The organism is Bifidobacterium sp. H6bp9 (assembly GCF_032193695.1).
GTDB lineage: Bacteria > Actinomycetota > Actinomycetes > Actinomycetales > Bifidobacteriaceae > Bombiscardovia > Bombiscardovia kimbladii.
On the sequence record NZ_JASTZY010000001.1, the window covers coordinates 292,134 to 313,623 of the forward strand.

General features: G+C 60.8%; 17 protein-coding genes and 1 tRNA gene. 4 read left to right on the forward strand and 14 right to left on the reverse strand.

From position 1 onward, the window contains the following. The first annotated feature begins 40 nt into the window (after positions 1-40). Positions 41-814, forward strand: coding sequence for a (S)-acetoin forming diacetyl reductase (locus QRX40_RS01170; RefSeq protein ID WP_154312704.1), 774 nt, complete (start codon positions 41-43; stop codon positions 812-814). 88 nt (positions 815-902) lie between these two features. On the opposite strand, the gene QRX40_RS01175 is transcribed toward QRX40_RS01170, so the two are convergent. Next, positions 903-2,114, reverse strand: a complete 1,212-nt coding sequence (locus tag QRX40_RS01175; protein ID WP_313835759.1) for an aminotransferase class I/II-fold pyridoxal phosphate-dependent enzyme — start codon at positions 2,112-2,114, stop codon at positions 903-905. 141 nt (positions 2,115-2,255) lie between these two features. Here QRX40_RS01175 and QRX40_RS01180 point away from each other — a divergent pair, with 141 nt between their 5' ends. Then, positions 2,256-3,032, forward strand: coding sequence for a PAS domain-containing protein (locus QRX40_RS01180; RefSeq protein WP_313835761.1), 777 nt, complete (start codon positions 2,256-2,258; stop codon positions 3,030-3,032). Positions 3,033-3,628: 596 nt separating this feature from the next. On the opposite strand, the gene QRX40_RS01185 is transcribed toward QRX40_RS01180, so the two are convergent. The 3 genes from QRX40_RS01185 to QRX40_RS01195 all read right to left on the reverse strand — a co-directional run bounded on the left by QRX40_RS01185 (position 3,629) and on the right by QRX40_RS01195 (position 6,131). Continuing rightward, a tRNA-Ile gene (locus QRX40_RS01185) sits at positions 3,629-3,702 on the reverse strand. A 70-nt stretch (positions 3,703-3,772) separates the two neighbouring features. Beyond that, positions 3,773-5,401, reverse strand: a complete 1,629-nt coding sequence (locus QRX40_RS01190; protein WP_313835763.1) for an ABC transporter substrate-binding protein — start codon at positions 5,399-5,401, stop codon at positions 3,773-3,775. Between the two features lie 103 nt (positions 5,402-5,504). Continuing rightward, positions 5,505-6,131, reverse strand: a complete 627-nt coding sequence (locus QRX40_RS01195) for an ECF transporter S component (protein ID WP_045924741.1) — start codon at positions 6,129-6,131, stop codon at positions 5,505-5,507. A 305-nt stretch (positions 6,132-6,436) separates the two neighbouring features. Here QRX40_RS01195 and ettA point away from each other — a divergent pair, with 305 nt between their 5' ends. Continuing rightward, a complete protein-coding gene (ettA, locus tag QRX40_RS01200; protein ID WP_313835765.1) occupies positions 6,437-8,113 on the forward strand; it encodes an energy-dependent translational throttle protein EttA in 1,677 nt (558 codons plus the stop codon). A gap of 39 nt (positions 8,114-8,152) precedes the next feature. Then, entirely contained in the window at positions 8,153-9,067 is a 915-nt protein-coding gene (locus tag QRX40_RS01205; protein WP_313835767.1) for an acyl-CoA thioesterase domain-containing protein, read from the forward strand. A gap of 108 nt (positions 9,068-9,175) precedes the next feature. On the opposite strand, the gene QRX40_RS01210 is transcribed toward QRX40_RS01205, so the two are convergent. The 10 genes from QRX40_RS01210 to QRX40_RS01255 form a co-directional block, all read right to left on the reverse strand. Next, positions 9,176-9,730 carry a DUF3180 domain-containing protein gene (locus QRX40_RS01210; protein WP_313835768.1) on the reverse strand — a complete coding sequence of 185 codons (555 nt, stop codon included), beginning with the start codon at positions 9,728-9,730 and terminating at the stop codon, positions 9,176-9,178. Next, complete coding sequence (locus QRX40_RS01215; RefSeq protein WP_306221232.1) at positions 9,727-10,809, reverse strand: dihydroneopterin aldolase; 1,083 nt, start codon at positions 10,807-10,809, stop codon at positions 9,727-9,729. Before QRX40_RS01215 ends, QRX40_RS01210 begins: the two co-directional genes overlap by 4 nt. A gap of 82 nt (positions 10,810-10,891) precedes the next feature. Next, positions 10,892-13,006: an ATP-dependent zinc metalloprotease FtsH gene (gene ftsH, locus QRX40_RS01220; protein ID WP_045924746.1), complete on the reverse strand. Its 2,115-nt coding sequence runs from the start codon at positions 13,004-13,006 to the stop codon at positions 10,892-10,894. Further along, positions 13,003-13,605, reverse strand: a complete 603-nt coding sequence (gene hpt / locus QRX40_RS01225; RefSeq protein WP_101432715.1) for a hypoxanthine phosphoribosyltransferase — start codon at positions 13,603-13,605, stop codon at positions 13,003-13,005. Before hpt ends, ftsH begins: the two co-directional genes overlap by 4 nt. After that, positions 13,592-14,701, reverse strand: coding sequence for a tRNA lysidine(34) synthetase TilS (gene tilS, locus QRX40_RS01230; RefSeq protein ID WP_313835769.1), 1,110 nt, complete (start codon positions 14,699-14,701; stop codon positions 13,592-13,594). Before tilS ends, hpt begins: the two co-directional genes overlap by 14 nt. A gap of 19 nt (positions 14,702-14,720) precedes the next feature. Further along, complete coding sequence (locus tag QRX40_RS01235) at positions 14,721-16,169, reverse strand: D-alanyl-D-alanine carboxypeptidase (protein ID WP_313835771.1); 1,449 nt, start codon at positions 16,167-16,169, stop codon at positions 14,721-14,723. Between the two features lie 86 nt (positions 16,170-16,255). Continuing rightward, the gene (locus tag QRX40_RS01240) at positions 16,256-17,887 is read right to left on the reverse strand and encodes a hypothetical protein (RefSeq protein WP_313835773.1); all 1,632 of its coding nucleotides are present in this window, start codon (positions 17,885-17,887) and stop codon (positions 16,256-16,258) included. Beyond that, positions 17,884-18,729, reverse strand: coding sequence for an ABC transporter ATP-binding protein (locus QRX40_RS01245; RefSeq protein WP_313835774.1), 846 nt, complete (start codon positions 18,727-18,729; stop codon positions 17,884-17,886). The genes QRX40_RS01240 and QRX40_RS01245 overlap by 4 nt, the downstream gene beginning before the upstream one ends. Positions 18,730-18,807: 78 nt before the next feature. Further along, positions 18,808-20,034 (reverse strand): glycosyltransferase, encoded by a 1,227-nt coding sequence (locus QRX40_RS01250; protein ID WP_045924751.1) that lies wholly within the window; start codon positions 20,032-20,034, stop codon positions 18,808-18,810. Continuing rightward, entirely contained in the window at positions 20,034-21,473 is a 1,440-nt protein-coding gene (locus tag QRX40_RS01255; RefSeq protein WP_101432721.1) for an AI-2E family transporter, read from the reverse strand. The genes QRX40_RS01250 and QRX40_RS01255 overlap by 1 nt, the downstream gene beginning before the upstream one ends. Between the last annotated feature and the right edge of the window lie 17 nt (positions 21,474-21,490).

The window sequence follows — 21,490 nt, forward strand, 5'->3', positions numbered from 1 at the left end:
CGGACCGACCGGCCCGGCGAGGCGACAAAGGAGGGCAGCAATGCAGCAGGAAGTGGCGTTCGTTACAGGGGCGGCTCAGGGAATCGGCGAGGCCATTGCCCGCCGTCTGGCCAAGGACGGGTTCGCCGTGGCCGTGGCGGACATGAACACCGACAAGGCCCAGGCAGTGGCCGACTCCATCAATCAATCTGAGGGACGGGCCATGGCTGTCACCCTGGACGTGACCGATCGTGTCCAGGTGCGCTCGGCGGTAGAGAAGACTGCCACCAAACTGGGCGACTTCAATGTGATCGTCAACAACGCTGGCTTGGGACCGACCACCCCCATCGATTCCATCACCCCGGAGCTGTTCGACAAGGTCTACCACGTCAACGTGGCAGGAACCATCTGGGGCATGCAGGCCGCCGTCCAGGCCTTCCGTGATCGAGGCCACGGGGGCAAGATCATCAACGCCGCCAGCCAGGCAGGGGTGGTGGGCAATCCCAATTTGATGCTCTATTCCTCCACCAAGTTCGCCATCCGGGGCCTGACCCAGGTGGCTGCACGCGATCTGGCCAAGGAGGGCATCACCGCCAACGCCTACGCCCCCGGCATCGTCAAGACGCCCATGATGATGGACATCGCACATCAGGTCGGGGCCAACGCCGGCAAGGATGACGAGTGGGGCATGTCCACCTTCTCGGACGGCATCGCCCTGGGGCGGCTTTCCGAGCCCGAGGATGTGGCCAATGCCGTAGCTTTCCTGGCTGGGCACGACTCTGACTACATCACCGGCCAGACCCTGATTGTGGACGGCGGCATGCAGTTCCAGTGAGTCTTTAGCAAGGATTCGCCCGCATATGATGGACCCTCGCCGATCGGCTCTGCCCGACAGCGAGGGTCCACGATCGTTCAGTGATTGTTCAGGCGTTGAAGACGTACTTGTCCAGACGATCCATGGCCTCCTGGACACGGCTCAAAGGCAGAGCCAGGTTCATGCGGATGGCGCAGGGAGCCTTGAACTGCCGCCCGTCCTGGACGGCCACACCCACATCCCAGGCACGCTTGAGCAGCTGGTCCAGGTCCAGATCATGGTTCTTGCACCATTGCGTGCAATCAAGGAAGAGCATGTAGGTGCCCTGGGGCTTGGAAAGCCCGACTCCCTCGAAATGCCGCTGGATGTAATCGTAGGCATAGTCCACGTTCCCGGTCAGGACCTGCCGGAGTTCATCCAGCCACTCCTGACCTTGAGGCTTATAGGCCCCGATCAAGGCATGCATGGACAGCACGTTCATATCGTTGTAGTGGGCCTTGGACCCCTTGGCCACAATCCTGTCGCGCAGATACTTGTTGTAGATGATGTGGTAGGAGCCGACCAGCCCGGCCAGGTTGAAGGTCTTGCTGGGTGCATAGAAGGCAGCCGTCCTGTTGCGGGCATCCTCGCTGACCGATTGGGTGGGGATGTGCCTGTGGCCCGACAGGATCAAGTCTGACCAGATCTCGTCGGAGATGACCACGCAGTCGTTCTCCTTATATACTTCCATGGCCTTCTCGATCTCCCACTTCTCCCAGACACGGCCGCAGGGGTTGTGCGGGCTGCAGAAGACCGCCACATGGATGTTGTTCTCCTTGAGCTTGCGGTCCATGTCATCGAAGTCCATGCGCCAGACGCCCTGCTCGTCCTTCTTCAAGGGGCTGTGCACGATGTGGTAGCCATTGTTCTCGATGCAGGAGGTAAAGCCGACGTAGGTCGGGCTGTGGAGCAAAACCGCGTCGCCGGGAGCCGCAAAGGCAGTCAAAGTCGAGACAACCCCGCCCAGGACCCCGTTCTCATAGCCGATGTCCTCAGCCGTCAGGCCTTCCACACCATTGCGGGTGCGCTGCCAGTTGATGATGGCGTCGTAGTACTCGTCAGTGGGATTGAAATAGCCGAAAGCCGGGTGCTTGGCACGCTCGATGATGGCCTCGGGTATGGTCGGCACCGTAGGGAAGTTCATATCGGCAATCCACATGGGGATGACATCGAAGCCCTCCTTGGGAGGATCGGGGGCGAATCCAGGCTCGGCACCCAGGCCGTCAACCGCAATGGCGTCCTTGCCGTGCCTGTCCATGATACTGGTGAAATCGTATGTCATTAGTCAACCTCTCATCCCGTGCAGATGTGCTCGCAGCGACCTTCCGCCAGTCTACAGCCGTGGGCTCCGTCCGAGTGTCTGCGTCTAATACCAGAGCAGCGATGGTACTATCTGGCTTTAGTCAGTGGATGGGGTGACCAAATGAGTGCATCAAAGCCCGTTTCATCTTCTCTGCAGCTTTTCGTCCCGCTGGTGGACTTTCTGGGTAAGATCCTCGGCCCCAAGACGGAAGTTGTGCTTCAGAATGTCAGGGATTTCTCGCATTCGGTGGTTGCCATCGCCAACGGCAACTTGAGCGGACGCACCATAGGCAGTCCCGCCACCGACCTGGTCCTGCACATCTGGCGGAACCACGAATACGACCAGCACAACTATTTGACCCATTACGCTGGCTACACCATCCAGGGGCATCCCGTGGTCTCGTCCACCCTGTTCTTGCGTAATTCCAGAGGACGGGTGATCGGCTTTCTCTGCATCAATTTCGACAGCTCCGCCTTCCGACAGGCCAGCAAAGAGCTCAGACGAGCAAGCGCTTATCTGGACGCTCTGGGACTGGCCGATCCTGCTGCGGTACTGAACGACGATAGAGCCGCATCAGAAGAATCGGATGCTGAGACCGGGACCGGCCAATCGACCCGTGAAGTGCTCTCAGTCAACACAGACGAAGTCGTTACGCATAATATTGCCGAATTCGCCGCAGAGCTTGGTATTCCTCCGGCAAGAATGAACCGGCAGGAGCGACTGCAGCTGATCACGCGCCTGGATGGGTCAGGGGTCTTCCTGGTCAAGGGCTCGGTGGACACGGTTGCCCGGGCTCTAGGGATCTCCTCACCCAGCGTCTATCGCTATTTACACACGATTCGCAATGCGGCTGCGGACCCAGATCAGAGCACCCCGGCTCGCCCTGCTCAGCTTTGACACACCCCCTCCAAGGTGTATGATTAGTACAAGATATACGGGGGACGTATACACGATGGACCTACAGGGGCTGAACTATTTTCAGTTCCAGAGGAGATGTACATGCGTATAGTTTCCCGGCATAAGCCGACGGCTCCTACTCGAGCCCGTCCCGTATTCTTTTCCCTGATAAATTCTCATACTTAGCGGTTCTACGGAAGCGCTTCCGGATTATTGTGCCGTGCGCAGATCTGATGGCTGTCTACGTAAGCACGTTTGGGGCACCGAGAAGTGGATATACACCGAGGGTGCTCTATGATCCGACATAAAAAACGCGCCTAGCTCTTTTCCCCCGGCTTACATGTGAAGCCATACATATTTGCATCGGTGAATCATGGATGCTAGAGCTAGGCGGCGAGAGGACGGCCCCGACATTAGCCGGGGCTGGTCCTTCTACTAAGACTATCAAGAAAGTTCGGGGGACAAAACCTTAGTCATTCCACTGGCAGTCATCGAAGACGCGAACCAGTGCTGGGCTGAGAAACCTGAACCTCTTAATTCGATCCATCAATAAAGCCCCCCGGAACCTTCTAAAGGTTCCGGGGGGCTTGTCTGTGTGGGGCCTCAGGGGCTTGAACCCTGGACCGAACGATTATGAGTCGTTTGCTCTAACCGACTGAGCTAAGGCCCCGCGCCGATTGTACCGGCCAGAGTCATGGTATCAAAACGACTCGTCATCAGCCAGATCCGGGTTGTCGGACTTACTTGGTGACCTGGTTGTAGACAGGCAGACCCATGTATCCGAAAGGAGCCTGGCGAACCTGCTTGCCGGCCACCGCTGAGACCTTCCTGTACCAGAGCGGCAGCACCGGAAGATCCTTGAAGAGAACGGCTTCAGCCTCGCGGTAATCCTGCATGGCTTCGTCCTGATCGGTCTTTGACGCGGCACGGGAAAGAATGGCATCGTATTCGGCGCTCCTGTAGTCCCCATTGTTCAAACCCTTGCCATCGGCCTGGCTGGAGGCATATCCCTGAACCAAGTAGCCTTCGGGGTGGGGATAGTCCGAGGTGATGCCCGAATTGAAAATACTGTTGACCTGACGGTTATGAACTGCAGTATTGAATTCCTTGCCAGTCGGGAAGATATTCGGTGCCGTCTTGATTCCCAGAACCTGGGCATACTCATGCAGAACCGCATCAACCCAGTCCTTGTCTGCCCCGTCGGCACTGTAGGCAATGCGAAGCGTGCCCTCCCAGGGAGATATGGCATCAGCCTGCTTCCACAGTTTACGGGCCTGGTCCGGATCGTGGCTCAGCACCTCTTTGCCAGTGATGTCGGAGGCATTGCCCTTGATGGTGGGTGCCAGGAAATCAGTGGCCGGCGTAACCGAACCAGCGAAGACCTTGTCGGCTATTTTCGCGCGATCCAGAGCATACGACAGGGCCGCCCGGCGAAGGGCGCCCTCCTGCCCCTGGAAATGCTGCAGGCCTTGCGGGATGGTCAGGGAACGGAAGGCCGGCCCTGGCTTGATCAGGGGCTGCAGGCCCGAATCGGTATGGAAGGTTTTCAGGCGGGAGACCGGAACCGTATCGAGCACATCCAGGTGACCGGCTTGGATATCGGCATAGGCGGCATCGAGGCTCTGGTAGTCCCTGAACTCCAGGCTTCCGTTCCGAGCCTTGCGCGGTCCCTTGTATGAGGGATCCTTCTCCAGCTTGATGCCCTGATTAGGCACCCATGATTTGAAGCGGTAGGGCCCGTTCCCGATCGGCTTCTTGCCGAAGGCCTTGATGTCCTTGTAGGCGGCTGCCGGCAGTGGCAGGAAGGCCACATCTCCTACCTTGTAGGGGAAGGAGGAATCCGGCTTGTCCATGGTCACCTCCAGGGTCAGGTCGTCGACCACCCGGAGACCGGACAGAGGAGCCTTGGGGTCGCCATGCTCATCCTGCACCTGCTCGTACCCGGCGATGGTCGAAAAAGCCGAGGCGCCCAGCTGCCCATTGGCTGCATTCGCCGCGAAGGACCAGGAATCCGCATAGGTCTTGGCTGTGATCTTCTCCCCGTCGCTGAAGGTGAGTCCTGGTTTGAGGACAATCGTGTACTGGCTTGCATCCTCATTGGGAGTAATCGATTTGGCCTCGACCAGGGTCATCCCGCCTTTGGCATCGAAGGTGACCAACCCGTCGAAGAGCTGGGTCACCACCTTCCAGCCCGCGGTGTCGTTGGTGCTGGAGGGAATCAGCGGAGCCGTAGGTTCGGCATTGTTGACGCTGATGGCGGCCTGAGGGTCAATCCTGTCTTCTTGTGTGGCCTGGGAGGGGCCGCAGGCGCCCGCTGCCAGGATGAGCGGAAGCACCGCTGCTGCAAGGTAGGAACGAAGTTTGGTCATAGTAGGGCCCTTCCTGCCCGGTATGGGCTGTCACAGCTGCACGGGAAACACTGAGTCAATAAACATATGGTCAATACGGTCGGTTGGGCGAGGATGCCGATATTCAGACCTGCCTGACATCCTGCCCGGATGCCAGCCGATCCAGAGCGCCGGTGCTGCCGATGGCCCGGAAGAGGAACCAGCTGACCAGTCCAGCCAGGACCACTCCACTGATCAGCTCGCAGATGGTGCCGATGATCCCCCTCGGGCTGAGGAGGGAGACCCCCTGATAATAGAAGGCCAGGAGAAAAGCGTTATAGACCAAGGCTATCAGGACACCCCCCAGAACGGTCGTTCCCAGGGTCCAACGACGGTAGCGGAATATTCCGAAGGCCAGTTCCGCGCACAGGGCCTCGACGATGGCCTCCACCAAAATCATCGGCACGTTATAGGCGTTGCCAGGCAGAATCTCGACCAGGACACTGATGATGCCAACGTAGACGGCTGCGCCTGGCTTGCGCAGTATCAGCAGGGAAAGGGTGCAGGGAAAGTAGAAGACCCCATGCAAAAGGGCCGCCATCCCCGGAAGCAGGGCCGTCATCAGCGGGAATATCCACGAGGCGAGCAGGCTGGCCAACCAGTAAATCAACCCCGACACCGCGCCCAGGCCTGCGCCGACCGCTATGTCAAGCGGCCTCCAACGCAACCGATGAGCTGTGGAAATCCGACCCTGCTGCTGTTTCTCCGTCATTGATACTCCCTTGCAACCGTCATAGAGCGGACGGCCCGTTCCTCATGCGCACAGCGATAGGAGGGAACCCGCCCAAGCCGGCAAAGGTCCGTCCGGCGTTCCTTGACCTGCGCATGCCGGGCGGGAACGTCGACTCAAGGCTACCCCGACCACGGCGGCAGAACCAGGGTCTGGTCATAGGTCTTGTTTATAGGCGGCCATCCGCCTGCCTGACCTTGCTTATCAGCCCGGCGCATAAGTCAGAAGTTCCCACTACCATGAATGCAGTTTCCACTGTCTTTTCTATGGTTCTGTGAGGTAGCTTCTTGGCCGAATTCATTTATCAGATGATCAAGGCGCGCAAGTCCTTCGGCGACCGCGTCATCCTGGACGATGTGACCCTGAGTTTCCTGCCCGGCGCCAAGATCGGCGTGGTGGGCCCCAACGGCATGGGCAAGTCCACCCTGCTGCGGATCATGGCTGGCCTGGACACGGTCAGCAACGGCGAGGCTCAGCTCACCCCCGGCTACACGGTAGGCATCCTCCAGCAGGAGCCGCCGCTGGACGAGGACAAGACCGTTGGCGAGAACATTCGCATGGCCTTCGGCGACATCATGAGCAAGGTGGATCGCTTCAACCAGATCGGCGAGCAGATGGCCGATCCCAATGCCGATTACGACGCCCTCATGACCGAGATGGGCCAGCTCCAGGAGCAAATTGATGCCGCCAACGGCTGGGATCTGGATTCCCAGCTGGATCAGGCCATGGATGCCCTGCAGTGCCCCGACCCGGACACCCCGGTCTCGGTCATCTCTGGAGGGGAGCGCCGCCGGGTGGCTCTATGCCGGCTGCTGCTGGAAGCCCCCGACCTGCTCCTGCTGGACGAGCCCACCAACCACTTGGATGCCGAGTCCATCCTCTGGCTGGAGCAGTACCTGCACACCTATAAGGGCGCTGTCCTGGCCGTGACCCACGACCGGTACTTCCTGGACAACGTGGCCGAATGGATCTGCGAGGTGGACCGCGGCCACCTCTACCCCTACCAGGGCAACTACTCCACCTACTTGGAGACCAAGGCCAAGCGTCTGGAGGTCCAGGGGCAGAAGGACGCCAAACTGGCCAAGCGTCTCAACAACGAACTGGAATGGGTCCGCTCCTCCCCCAAGGCCCGGCAGGCCAAGAACAAGGCCCGTCTGGAGCGCTATGAGCAGATGGAGAACGAGGCCCGGAACAACAAGAAGCTGGACTTCTCCGAGATTCAGATTCCGCCGGGTCCCCGTCTGGGCTCCAAGGTGCTGGAGGCCGAGCACATCCACAAGGCCTTCGGCGACCGCGTCCTGATCGACGATCTGAGCTTCACCCTGCCTCGAAACGGGATTGTGGGCGTCATCGGGCCCAATGGCGTGGGCAAGTCGACGCTCTTCAAGACCATTGTGGGCTTGGAGCCTCTGACATCGGGCTCCTTGGAGGTCGGCGACACGGTCAAGATCTCCTATGTGGATCAGAACCGCGAGGGCATCGACCCCAACAAGAACCTCTGGGAGGTGGTCTCCGGCGGGCTGGACTTCATCGAGGTCGGCGGCATCGAGGTGCCCACCCGCGCCTATGTGGCCTCATTCGGCTTCAAGGGTTCGGATCAGCAGAAGCCGGCCGGCGTCCTATCCGGCGGCGAGCGCAACAGACTGAACCTGGCACTCACCCTCAAGCAGGGCGGCAACCTCCTCCTGCTGGACGAGCCGACCAACGACTTGGATGTGGAAACCCTGGAGAGCCTGGAGAACGCCCTGTTGGCCTTCCCCGGCTGCGCTGTGGTCATCTCCCACGACCGCTGGTTCCTGGACCGGATCGCCACTCATATTCTGGCCTGGGAGGGCACGGACGAGAATCCGGCCTCCTGGTACTGGTTCGAGGGCAACTTCCAGGCCTACCAGGAGAACAAGGTCAAGCGTCTGGGCGAGGAGGCCTCCAGGCCCCACCGCATCCACCGCAAGCTGACCCGCTAAACGAAGCACATCACGAGGGATCGAGGGCCCAGGAGAAGCATGAGCACCGAGGATGAAGCACTGGCCCAGGCCATCGCCGGGTTGAATTTGCAAAAACAGCAGCCTGCCGATGGCCGTTCCCGTTTTCTAGGCAAATCGCTGGACTTCCCCACAGGCCGCCTTTACGGGGGCCAGCTGCTGGGTCAGGCCATCATGGCCGGCGGGCGGACCGTGCCGGAAGGTCGATTGCCCCACTCGATGCACGCCTATTACCTGCGCACTGGACTCCTGGATCAGGACGTTCAAGCTGAAGTCGAGACCATTCGAGATGGGCACTCCTTCTCCTCCAGACGTGTTGATCTGCACCAGGGGGAACGGACCATCCTGAACGCCCTGCTCTCCTACCAGCAGGTCGGCCAGGAGGGCATCCGCTATGCCGACCCCATGCCGACGGGGCTGCCCGATCCGGAGGACCTGCCCGGCTCCCGGGAGCTGATGGAACCCTATGCCGACCAGTCCCCCTTCGCTGACTACTATGCCCATCAGAGCCCCTTCGACATGCGCCACGTCGGCGGCACGGTCCTGCTGGATGATGCAGATGAGGCAGACAAAAGGGATTCCGAGGATGACAGCAGGAGCCGCCAGGCCGTTTGGAGCCGCACCCAGGGAAGTGCCGACCTGGATCCGCTGATGCGCCGGGCCCTGCTGGCCATGGAATGCGATCAGATCATGATGGAGCCCGCCCTGCGCCGTGCCGGGCTGAGCATGACCACCCCGGGGATCTCCTTCGCCTCCATCGACCATGCCATGTGGTGGTATCAGGATCTGGATCCTTGCGACTGGCACTGCTTTATTCAGGAGTCCCCAGTGGCCGACCACGGCCGCAGCCTGTGCATGGCCAAGGTTTACAACCGTCAGGGTGATTTGGCAGCCTACATGGTTCAGGAGGCCATGATCAGGGTGCCTAAAAACTGAGCGGCCACAAGGTCATCGCGTATTTTTCCAAGGCGAAGAGTCAACAGCCTGGTCTGCAGCAGGTCGGCCATCTTCGGAAATGCCTTAGGCTACGGCCTCGAACGCTGTTCAGCCCGGCCTTTTACTTGAATTGGCCTTTATCTTCGCCCTGTCAGCGGTATCGGTCGCATCGGCCATGGGTCTTCGTGAGGACTTGCGCCGATCGGGGTTCTCAGGCCCGTCATCCGGGGGCAACTGGCAGAGCCACTCCCCCACAGCTCCGGTCACCACATCGATCAGACAGACCAGGGAGGCGACCAGGCACTCCTGCATGACCCGCGTGTAATAGGGCGCGCCTGCATGCCCCATGCTGATCAGTGCCTGACTGCCATACCAGCCCAACAGGGCGGCACAGGCAACGCCCAAGGCCTTGCTCATGATCAGCACGTTGACCGCGAAGCGCAAATCCATCTCCTTGCGGTCTCCCTTGGCGTAGCGATGCACCTGGAAGGCCATGATCAGGATGGCCGCCCCCAGCAGGAAGAGCAATACGCTGACCAGCCAGGGAACCCCCATGAGGTCCGTCCTGGTGGACATGCCCAGTTCCGAGATGCCGGCGCCTCCCATCAGCCCCAAGACCAGGGCGACCAGATAGTGCACGAGCGGTGTGCGGCGGGCCCTCATGACAACCCGTCCAGAATCCAGTCCTCCGAGACCAGGCTGATGCGATCCCGGTCAGGAGCGCGGTTGGCCAGGCTTGCCAGACAGGATCCGTCAGCTCCAGGCAGACTGTGTTCAGGCTCCAAGTAAGCCCAGGGAATCAAAATGCGCGATGGAGCATGGGCAGCCAGCAGAGGCGGACGGTCCTGAGAGGACAGAACCGAACCATCCAAGCTCTCCACCTCGACCACGTCTGCATCCAATCCGCCCATCTGTCTGATAGGGGCGGCCACCATGTCCAGGGCCGACCGCAGTTCCTCCAGATTCAGCGGTGTCTGCAGAATAACCACGGCCGATAGACGCTGATCCCCCTGGTCGTCCCGATAGGCATATAGGGGCGAGATGCCGACCAACTGGCTGCCGGGGATCCCGTCCAAGGCTGCGAGAGCACGAAGCATGGTCAGCCGGTCGGTTCCCGATGCTCCCTCCAGCGCAATCACATCACGCATCAGAAGGCCCTTTGGCTTGGCCCCCTCGACAGTCGGCTGACTAGACGCTTCGTTATCATTCTCCAAATCTGAGGACAGGCCGTTCTGCGTGGAGGAGGTTACGGGGTGACGCAGCCGGGCCTGTGCCGCATGGCCAGAATCGGCCTGACCAGACAGCAGGAAGGAGGGATGCCCTAGAGCAGCATTCCCGCCGCCCCTGACTCGTCCAGATTCCATGCTGGCCGGGTTGCCTTCCACCTGATCGTCGGCCGCACGCTCCAGGGTGACGCCCACCTGGAAACCGACCCCTGTTCCCTGGTCAGCACCCAGACGGGTGACCGTGACCCGGGTGCGGCGGATCTGATGGGAGAGCAGGATGGCATCAGCCACCTTGGCGGTCAGGGACTCCAGAATCTCATCAGCCGGCTCGTTTTGGACCAGGTTGACGATCCGCCGGACAATCTGCACATAGTCCACGGTCTGAGTGCCGTCGTTGAGCCTGCCTGCCTCACTCAAATCCAGGTAGAGGACGGCATCGACCTGGTAGCCGAGCCCAGGCTTCTGCTGGCCATGCAGGGGTGCGACCTTGATGGAACTCAGACGGATGGAATCCATGATGTACGCTCCTCCCTCGCCTTGGAAGATTCACTGGCACCGGCCCCGGAACCATATGCAGGGCACCGAGCCGATTCAGAATTCAGTGCTGGTCCTCTGCGGACGGTCCGTTTACGCTGCGCCTGAGCTCCTCAGGAATCTCCACCGGAGGCTGCTCGGAGTCCGGCCGATCCGGCGCAGACAGCCAGAGCTGACGTTCGGGAGCCTTGCGCAGACCAGCGAAGACCGCAGCCAGCTCGTCCTTGTTCAGAGTCTCTTTGACCAGGAGCTGTCGAACGAGCTCATCCAGCACGTCACGGTTTTCAGTGATGATCCGCCAAGCCTCTTCGTGAGCCGTCTCGATGAGATTGTGGACCTCCTCATCGATCGCCTCGGCCGTCTTCTCTGAGTAGTTGTGGGGCTTCAGGGCATCGAGTCCGGCGTCCTGGTCATTTTCGTCAGCCCACTTGATGGCGCCTAACTTGGATGAGAACCCATACTGCAGGACCATCTGGCGGGCGATGCTGGTGGCCTTCTCGATGTCGTTGGAGGCGCCAGTGGTCGGGTCATGGAAGACCACCTCCTCCGCCACACGGCCGCCCATGGCATAGGCCATCTGGTCCAGCAGCTCGTTGCGGGACTGCGAGTAGCGGTCCGTGGTGGGCATGACCGCGGTGTAGCCCAGGGCCCGCCCGCGAGGCAGAATGGTCACCTTGGTGACCGGGTCGGTGTGGTGCAGGGCCGCAGCAACCATGGCATGGCCGCCCTCATGGTAGGCGGTGTTGCGCATCTCGGCCAGAGCCATGCCCTTGGTCCGCCGCCGAGGTCCGCTCAGCACGCGGTCGATGGCCTCGTCGATGGCCCGGTTGTCGATCAGCTGGGCATCGGAACGTGCGGTCAGCAGAGCAGCCTCGTTGAGCACGTTGGCCAAGTCGGCGCCGGTGAAGCCAGGCGTCCGCACGGCCACAGTGTGCAGATCCACGTCAGGCACGAAGGGCTTGCCCTTGGCATGGACCTTGAGGATGGCCTCACGGCCCTCCAGATCAGGAGCTTCCACGGCTACCTGGCGGTCGAACCGGCCGGGCCTGAGCAGGGCCGGATCCAGAATGTCGGGACGGTTGGTGGCTGCAATGATGATCAGGTTGGTGTCGTTGTCGAAGCCGTCCATCTCCACCAGCAGCTGGTTCAGGGTCTGCTCGCGCTCGTCATGGCCACCGCTCATTCCGGAGCCGCGCTTGCCGCCCACAGCATCGATCTCATCGATGAAGATGATGGCCGGCGCGTTCTTCTTGGCCTCATCGAACAGGTCGCGCACTCGAGAGGCGCCCAGACCGACGAACATCTCGACGAAGTCAGAGCCTGCCATGGAGTAGAAGGGCACGCTGGCCTCGCCGGCGATGGCCCTGGCCAGCAGGGTCTTGCCGGTTCCAGGGGGGCCATAGAGCAGGACGCCACGGGGTATGCGAGCGCCCAGGGCCTTGTACTTGGAGGGATCCTTGAGGAACTCCTTGATCTCCTCCACCTCCTGGACTGCGGCCTCCTCGCCGGCCACGTCCGAGAACTTGGTCTTGGGGGTCTGCCCGTCGCTGAGCTTGGCGGAGTTCTTCTTGCCCCCCATGCCGAACATGCCGCCGCCGGCCGCCGAGGACATGCGCGAGAGCAGGAACCAAAAGACTCCCAAAATGATCAGCATGGGCAGGATGGAGGAGATCAGGTAGCTCATCATGCTGGTCTGCGGCACCACCGAGTTGTACCCCTCGGAGGGCTTGGCCTTCTCTACGGCCTTGACCACCTGCTGCCCCTGAGCCTCCACGTAGTAGAACTGCACGTCCTTGCCGAAGTTCTTGGAGGTGCGGTTGCCGCGGAAGCCGGGCACATCCTTGACGAAGTCACTATTGAGCTTGAGCTCGACGACCTGCATTTTCTCGGTGATCTCGGCCTTCTTGACCATGCTGCTGCGGTCGTTCAGCAGCTCCAGGCCGTCCTGGGTATCGATGGTCTGAGCGCCGTTCTGGCTGCTGAAGAAGCCGAAGATGGCCAGGATGATGACCACGGCCAGAATCCCCCAGAGCCAAGGGGAACGCCAGAATGAGCGGTTGCCCCCATTGGGGCCAGAACCGTTGTTGCCCAGGTTGAAGTTGAAGGGGTTGTTGCCCTTGTCTCCGTTGTCCTTGCCCCCATTGGGCGGACCCTGCTGCGGTCCCTGCGAGTAGCTCATGACTGCTCCCCCTGATCCTGATGATCCTGTTTCTGGGTCGGGTCCATGTATTCCTCGGACCTGAGTACGGCTATCGAGTCGAGATTACGGTACTGCTCGTCGTAATCCAGCCCAAAGCCCACAACGAATTCGTCGGGTATGGCGAACCCTGGATATTTGACATCCACCTCCACCTCGTGCCGCGAGGTCTTGTCCAGCAGAGTGAAGATCTCCACCGATGCAGCCCCTCGCTCCTTGAGATGCTCGACCAACCAGTGCAAGGTGTAGCCGGAATCGATAATATCCTCAACGATCAGAATATGCCGACCGCGCACATCGCAGTCCAAATCCATCCTGATGTCCAGGTCTCCCTCAGAAACGCTGGTCTTGCCTGCCGGATAGCTGGAGATGCTCATGAACTCGATCTGAACCGGAATGGTGACGGCCTGCGAGAGGGCGGCAAGCGTGTTGAAAGCCCCCTTGAGCACGGCCAGCATGATCGGGTTCTTGCCCCGGTAATCCCGGCTGACCTGCTTGGCCGTCCGGTTGATCAGCTCTTCTATCCGTTCCTTGGACACCAGTTCATGGTCGATATGGGATTGAATATCAGCGATGCGCATGGTCTCCATCATTGCATATGAGAATGACTTGACCCTTACGGATTGCTGTATGAGAGCTGGGAAAACGAGGGCCCTGCTGGCCGTGCCACCGGCAGACCAAATTATCCAGAGCCTGGACCTGCACGGCCGTGAACCGTATGCCCAGTTTGGTCAGTACCTGGGCCAGCAAGCGGGTGCGCAGAGCTGGATGGCAGTCGGCCAATCCGTGGGCATCCAAGCAGGCCAGCACCCCCTTGGCTATCTGGTCCGAATCGGGGCGGGAGACCAGCCGCTGGAACAAGCCATCCACCTGGGTGTCCAAATAATCCTGATCCAGACGGGCCATATCCGCGCCAAGGGCCAGGCGGCGGGCCATGTCCCGCCCAGCGAAGCGATTCAAGGCCGGCAGCAGGTCGTGGCGGATCCGCGAGCGCAGCGGCAGGGTCTCGGGAAGCGTGGAATCAGCCGGTCGATCATCGCCGTTAGTAGGGTCATCCCACCAGTCGATCCCCTGCTGGCGGCAAATAGCCGTGGTATCCTTCCGGTCCAGGTCCAGAAAGGGACGCAGGTAACGCATTCCCCCACGCTCCACACGCCGAGCCATGCCGGTGATGGCCTCCAGCCCCTGTGAGCGAATCAGTCCGATCAGCACCGTCTCAGCCTGATCGTCACGAGTGTGCGCCAGAAGGACGGCCTTGGCCCCCAGCTCGAGGGCCTGTTCGGAGAGCGCCTGGTAGCGGGCTGCACGTGCATCGGCCTCAGGGCCGGCCGAGGTGACCGGTACATCCACTCTGGTGACGCGGACCGGATCCAATCCCAGCTTTCGGCAGGTTCCAGCCGCGCGCTCTGCGACCTGATCCGAATCAGGCATCAGACCATGATCGATCAGCAGGGCACCGCACCGCAGCCCGGTCATGTCGGCCACCAGGTGGGCCGCACAGGCCAGGGCCAGGGAATCCCGGCCTCCAGAGCAGGCCACCAGAATCAATGGGGCATCCGGATCGGGCCGATGCACCCCGTGCTGGGCGAACCGCTGATCCTGCAGGCCCAAGCCCTCCCCGTCAAGGGTCGAACGCAGGAGCCCCACCGCCTTTTTCATTGCCGCTGAATAGACCATGGTCCAGGCTTCTTCCTGCTCAAATCCGATCCAAGGATCCGACCAAGGTGTCCACAGCCTGTCGGGCAGCAGCCGCGTCCTCGGAATCGTTGATGACCACAGCAAAGACCAAAACGCCGCCAGAGCGACGAATCACATTGCCCGTAAGCGAGGTCACCTGATCCAGAGTGCCGGTCTTGACCCGAATCAGTCCATCAGCCTGGTCATCCACCTTTCGGCTGGCCGCTGTGCCGGTCAGGCCCACTACAGACAGGCCCTTGACTAGGGGGGTCAAGCCCTTGTCAGCAAGAGCCAGTTGCTGGACGTCAGCCAAGGTGCCCACCCGCAGGACGGAGCCAGGAGTAAGCCCCGAGCAGTCGGCCATGTTGAGTCCCGCGGTGTCCACGCCCAGCTTGTTCAGCGTGCTGACAACGGCTTTCATAGCCCCAGCTGGACTGTTGGGCATGTTCAGGGCCAAGGCGGTCAGACGGCCGAAAAGCTCGGCCAGGCTGTTGTCGGAGTTGCGCAGCATCAGCGACATGACCTCGCTGAGCCGCGCCGAGCTGATACGGGCCAGAACCCTGCCCTGGGCGTGGTCGGTCCGGTCCGGGCCTTGGGCATTGTCCACCTGGATCCCGGACTCCATCAGGCGGCTGGCGAAGGATACTGCAGCGGCCTGAGCCGGGTTTTCGACCCTGGGCAAGTAAACCCCTGCATCCGGGTAGACAACAGGCTCAGTCCGTCCCTGCCGGGCCTCATCCACAGCCATGGAGACCGGCATCTGGAAGTAGATTCCATCAGGATTATTTTCTGCAATTCCCTCCGGCTCCCGATCGTCGCCGAAAAGCGTGTCTTGGTAGGCCAGGGCCACTCGGTCGATCCCCTGCTGGCGCAGAGCCTGAGCCGTCTTCTCGGCCAGAGTCCCTAGACCGGCCCGGCCATTGACATGCATGGGGTCGTCTTTGCCTACCCCTAGGAGCATATCGCCGTGACCGCGCAGGGTCAGCGTTGCCTGCGAGGGAGCAGAGGAATCCAGAACCGCCTCAGTATCCAGCTGTGAGGACATGTCCAAAACAGAGGCGGCTGCGGCTGCGGTCAAGGTCTTCATGGTGGAGGCCGGTTGGCGCGCCTGGTCGGCGTTCTTCTGGGCCAGCACCCGTCCGTCAGCCTGTCGCACGACCAGCGAGTAGCCATTGCCCAGGCCCGGCGTATCGGCGAAAGCGTTGACCAGCTGCTGGACCTGGGCGGCATCCGCTGCGGACCCAGGCTTGTCGGCGGCAAGGGTCGGCGGCACGCCCATCATGACCGCAGGGGGGACCGAAGAATGACTGGTCTTGGCCAAGGTCAGCGGTCCAGGCACCAGGTCAGCCAGGTCCATGCATGCATAGCCGGCAACCAGTATGACAGCCACAAGCGTGGCCAGGGCCACCCGCCAGCGTCGCTTGATCCGACGACGGCGTGTCATGCGCAGCTGATGTCTGTCACCCAATTGCTCACTCCCGGACTTGTGTTCGCCAACCGAGTTCGGATCGGTAGGCATCATCCAACCAGCCTAGTACTGGTTCTGTCACTGCCTCAGGACTGCAGAGAGGCATAGCGGTCCAGAGTCAGCAGAATGGCCGACTGTCGACGATCGAAGATCCGGGACCCTAAAGCTACACCTATGGCGAGGGTAATCAAACCGTTGGCCAGTGCTACCAGCATAGGCAGCCAGAGCGGAAGCATCCCGCCTTTGGTCATGGACAGCAGCGCCACTAATAAAGTGGGCAGCATGATCACCAGGCTAGCCAGCAACTGCAGCATTGGCAGGAAGCCTTGGGCAACAGCACGCCCCTGGGGCGAAGTGAAGGGCTGGTCCATAGAGGGGACCGGATAGATCAGCAGGGCCGAGAAAATCTGAGCAACTCCCAGACCAGACAGAAGCAATCCGACCGTCACAGCAAGCATATCCAAGGAGATGGCCAGGTCCCTTCCGCCCTTCATTGCCCCGGAGAGGATCAAAGTCACCAGCCCGAGCAGGAGCATGCAGGGCATGGCCACGATCAGATGGCTGCGGACACGGGCCAGCCGGTCCTCACGACCCTTCACTCCCGCAGCTATCTCCATGCGCAGGGCGAGCCCATCGTAGGCCAAAGCGTTGCCCTCGGGAATCTCCAGTATCAGGGCGCCCAAAACCGGTCCCAGCCATATCAGCATGGGCATCTGACGGAAGAGTATTGCGTACAGAACCATCAGGACCAGCAAAAGCGGATAGATAGACAGCTTGCGGGAATCCTGACGCAGATAGATCAGGAGCCGTGCGATCATTGCATCCACAGTGTTCCGGGACCGGCCCAGCATCCCCAGTCCCTTGGAAGCTGTCGGCCGCTCAGCCCTCGCCCCAGTATGCAAACGGTCATGACGCAGACACACCATGCCGATCATGAAGCAGAGAGCCAGTGTGGCCAGCTCCATAAACAGACGTCCGGCCAGAGCCCACCATGATCCCAAAATAAGATCCTCAGGCAGACGGACAGCGGCACCCAGCGGCGTCCAAGCAAGCAAATCGGCCACGGATTTCATGGAGTCGGCGTCCATTGCCATGCCGTTCATAATCTCACTGCTCAGCAAAGAGGGCAGCATGCACAAAACCATGATCACCATGGTGACCAGCAGATAGAGCCCGGACCGGGTGCGCCGAGAAACCATCAGTGTACCGACCAGGTCCAAAATTGCACGGGACAAGGCCAGCAACACCATGACAGCCAGCAGGGCTGCGATTAAAGCCACGATCGAAGCTCCGACACCCATGCGGGCATAGATGGCCGTCAGAGCCAGGAAGCAGACAAGACCGGTCAATCCCGCAGGCCCGGTCAGCCCGGCCAGGTAGAGCCCCACCTGCAGTTGGCCGTCAGGAATCCCGTAAAGGACGAATCGCGAAGGGCCCAGTATCGACCCCTGGCCCAGAAAGGTCAGTTGGATCAGAATCACTCCCAGGGTCAGCCCGACGAGGAACAGGACCAAGATGGTTCCCATACGCTGGCGGTCGCCCGGATCGGCCTTGGGCAGCCATCCCCCCAGTGCCAGCGCAGCCTGCCATGAGGCCAGGCAGATGCCAATGGCCATGAGCAGGCTGATGATGGCGCCGACCATCTGCCAGGAGGAGTGCTTGACCGTTCCCCAGGTAATGGACCAACGCATGGCGATGATGGTGGCTGCCGTTCTCATTCCGCCTCCTGGTCTTCCTCGGACCCGGAACCGTTCAGCCAAGCGATCCGGCGGGCCTGATGGCGGCCGCCGACGAGATCCAGGAAGCGATCCTCCAGATCCTCCCCTGCTGCGACCTGGGCCACCGTGCCATCAGCCCGAACCAGACCATGATTGATGATGGCTACATGCGTGCACATCCGCTCCACCAGGGCCATGACATGCGAGGAAATGACCACGGTTCCTCCAGTATCGACATACTCGACAAGGATGTCCTTGAGATTGGCGCTGGAGACCGGGTCGACCGATTCGAAAGGCTCATCCAGTACAAGGAGTCTGGGGGAATGAATCATGGCAGTAGCCAGGCAAATCTTCTTGGTCATTCCGGATGAATAATCGCAGACGCGCTTTCCTCCGGCATCGGTCAGGTCAAAAGCCTCCAGCAGGTCCCTGGCCCTGCTCAGCGCCTCCTCGCGCGGCATTCGACGCAGCATGCCCGAGTAGACCAGCAATTGCAGACCGGTCAGCCTGTCGAAGATCTGGTCGCCTTGGGGCATGACGCCTATGATCCGCTTGGCTGTATCCACGTCAGACCATACGTCCCTGCCCAGAATCATGACCTTTCCGGAGTCAGGCGCCAGGAGGCCGGTCACCATGTTCAGCGTGGTGGTCTTTCCCGCGCCGTTGGGGCCGACAATCCCATAGAAGGACCCCCTGGGAATATCCAGAGAGAGGGCATTGACAGCAGGCCGGCCCTGGTAGCACTTGACCAGGGCGCGAATAGAGACCGCTGCCTGTGGATCGGGCGGAGGAGCCACTGCCGTGTGGGCGGTCATGCTGGCTGATCGGGCTTCATCGGACATGGCCTTAAGTCTATCCCACCATTATCTCGCTCCTGGCCACCTCCATAATCTAGTTCGCATGTCGGCGGATGCCCGGTCTCAGTGCCCCGAGTGCTCGATGGGCTTCCATCCCGGATTGGCGAAGATGGCCTGGAATGAGATGGGCAGGTAGCTCAGCATGAAGATGGGGAAGCTCAGGCAGTAGGCGAAAAGCTCCTTGTTGGATGCGCCGATCTTGTCCCGCTCGGCCAGGACCGTCAGTGCGGCCAGGCCCATCATGGCCAGGACACCCAGAACTCCAGCTGCGATGCCATTGATCAGTTCAGTCACCTGGCTGGTCCAGGTCACGAAGCCCAGAGCCGGGAAGAGCAGACCGAAGAAGCAGCGGACCAGAGCCAGGACGGTCAGCGGGCAGATGAGAATGGTCAGGTCCACGGCCGAGAAGTCGCGTTCACGGAAAGCTCTGGAGATCAGGGCGGGCCCGTAATAGCGGAAGACCTGAAGGAAGCCCTTGCTCCAGCGCAGCCGCTGCCGCCAGCTCTGCTTGAAGGTGACCGGCTGCTCGTCATAAAGGATGGCGGTGCCGCAATAACCGATGCGCTCGCCGTGCAGAACCGAGTCCATGGTGAATTCCAGGTCCTCGGTCAGCAGGTGGAACTTCCAGCCGTTGTTGCGCTCCATAACCTCCCTGGAGAACATGAACCCGGTGCCGCCCACGTGACAGCTGGAGCCGATGACCATCCTTGAGGTGTTGAGGAACCGGGATTCACGGATGAACCATAGGGCTGAGCCGGAGGAGACCCAGTTGTCCGAAAAGTTGACCGAGTTGCGGTAGCTGGTCAGTATGCGGAAGCCGGACTGGAAGGCCTTGTTCATCTCTTCGATGTAATGGCGGTCCAGGAGGTTGTCCGCATCGAAGACGAAGTAGGCATCGTAGCGGGAGGCAAGGCCCCGCTCAAGTATCTGGTCCAGCAGAAAGGTCAGAGCGTAGCCCTTGCCCACCTGGTTCGGATCCTGCCGCTCTACCACATGACAGCCCAGGGACCTGGCCAGTCCGGCGGTGTCGTCAGTGCAGTTATCGGCCACCAGCCATATGTCGATCATGGAGGATGGATAGGTCTGTTCCTTGATGGAATTGATCAGATGACCGACCACCTGCTCCTCGTTGCGGGCTGAAATAAGGACGGCGAACCGCTTGTCGAAAGGGGCCTCGGGAAAAACCGTGGGCTTGGAGACAAAGGAGATGACGATGCAGATGGCCTGGTAGACGATGCCCACCCCGCCCAGCAGCATCATCAGAACGTCCAGCACTTTGAGCAGAGCCATCAGCGCCACTCCTTGCGAGGGTTATCCTCTTCCTCGGAGGCCTCGTTGGTGGTCTCGGTGCCTTTGAGCGGCCTGTGCCTTACCGGAGCCGAGGCGGACTTGGGTATAGGAACCGTGGCTGACTCATCCAGATCCTTGGCCGTCGGGGAAGAGGTCGGGTAGAGCTCGCGGGCAATCGTCATGACCGGATCGTCCACTCTGACCCTGGCGCTGGTCCCTTTGGCCGACCGGCTGCCCACATGGCTGGCCACGGGCTGAACCACGTGCTCGTTGAAGGCCTCGACACCCTCGACCACCTTGGACTTGCCGACCGGCTTGGGATCCTGCATGAGCGGGGAGTCGATCAGCTCGTAGTGCTTGACCGAAGCCGAGAATATAGCCTGGAAGCTGGCCGCCAGAGGCAGGGCCAGGAAGGCACCCAGGGCGCCGAAGACCGCACCCAAGGCCAGTACGGAGAGGAAGGCGATGGCTGGGTTGAGGTCCATGGTCCGCTGGGAGATCTTGGGAGCCAGGATCATGTTTTCGATCTGCTGGTAAATGATGATGTAGACCAGCACGATCACGGCCACCAGCAGTCCGCGGCTTCCCCAGGCCACCACTACGGGAATAGCTCCGCCTATGTAGGTGCCGATGGTTGGCACGAACTGGGAAACCAGCCCGCAGAAGAGGGCCAGCGGCAGCCAGTAGGGCACCTTCAGAATGACCAGAAAGACCGACATGCAGGCCGCAGAGATGAGCGCCAGAATGGTTCTGCTGAACAGGAAGCTGGAGATCTGGTCCTGGGCGATGGTCCAGACAAAAAGGAAACGGCGCTGGCTCCTGGGGGCCAGCCACTGGCAGAGGCTGCGGCGCAGTTTGGGGCCTGCGGCGGAGATGTAGTAGATGACCAGCAGGACGGTCATGATATTAATGAAGGACCCGACCAGGCCCACGGTGGTGTTCAGGGCCTGTCCTGCGAAGTCCGTCACCCAGGAGGTCTGGATGTTCTTGACGATCTCACCGCCAAGATCCTGCATGGCCGGCAGGTGCCAGGGTGTGCGGCTGGCGATGAATTCCGCCACCTGCTCATAGAGTGCCGGCGCCCCGTTGGCCATGCCAATGACCTGCTGAACCAGCAAATTGCCGAACATGCCCATAAGGACGATCACAATGATGATCAGACCTATCAACGTAACCGCAGAGGCTGCTCCCCGCCGCCAGCCATGCCTGACCAGTCTGAGCACCAGAGGCTCCATGGCAAGGGAGACAAAGATGGCGATCACCACATCCAGCACCAGGAATTCGATCTTCCACCAGGAGGCGTAAGCGAACCAGGCCAGAAAGACAGCTATCACTACATAGAGGAGGGCACGGCCGAACCATTCCGGAGGTCGGCGCGGATCCCCCTTGGGCGGGAAGACCGTCGCGAAATCGAAGCGCTGCTTTTGCTCGTTGGCCATATGTTCCATTATCCCAA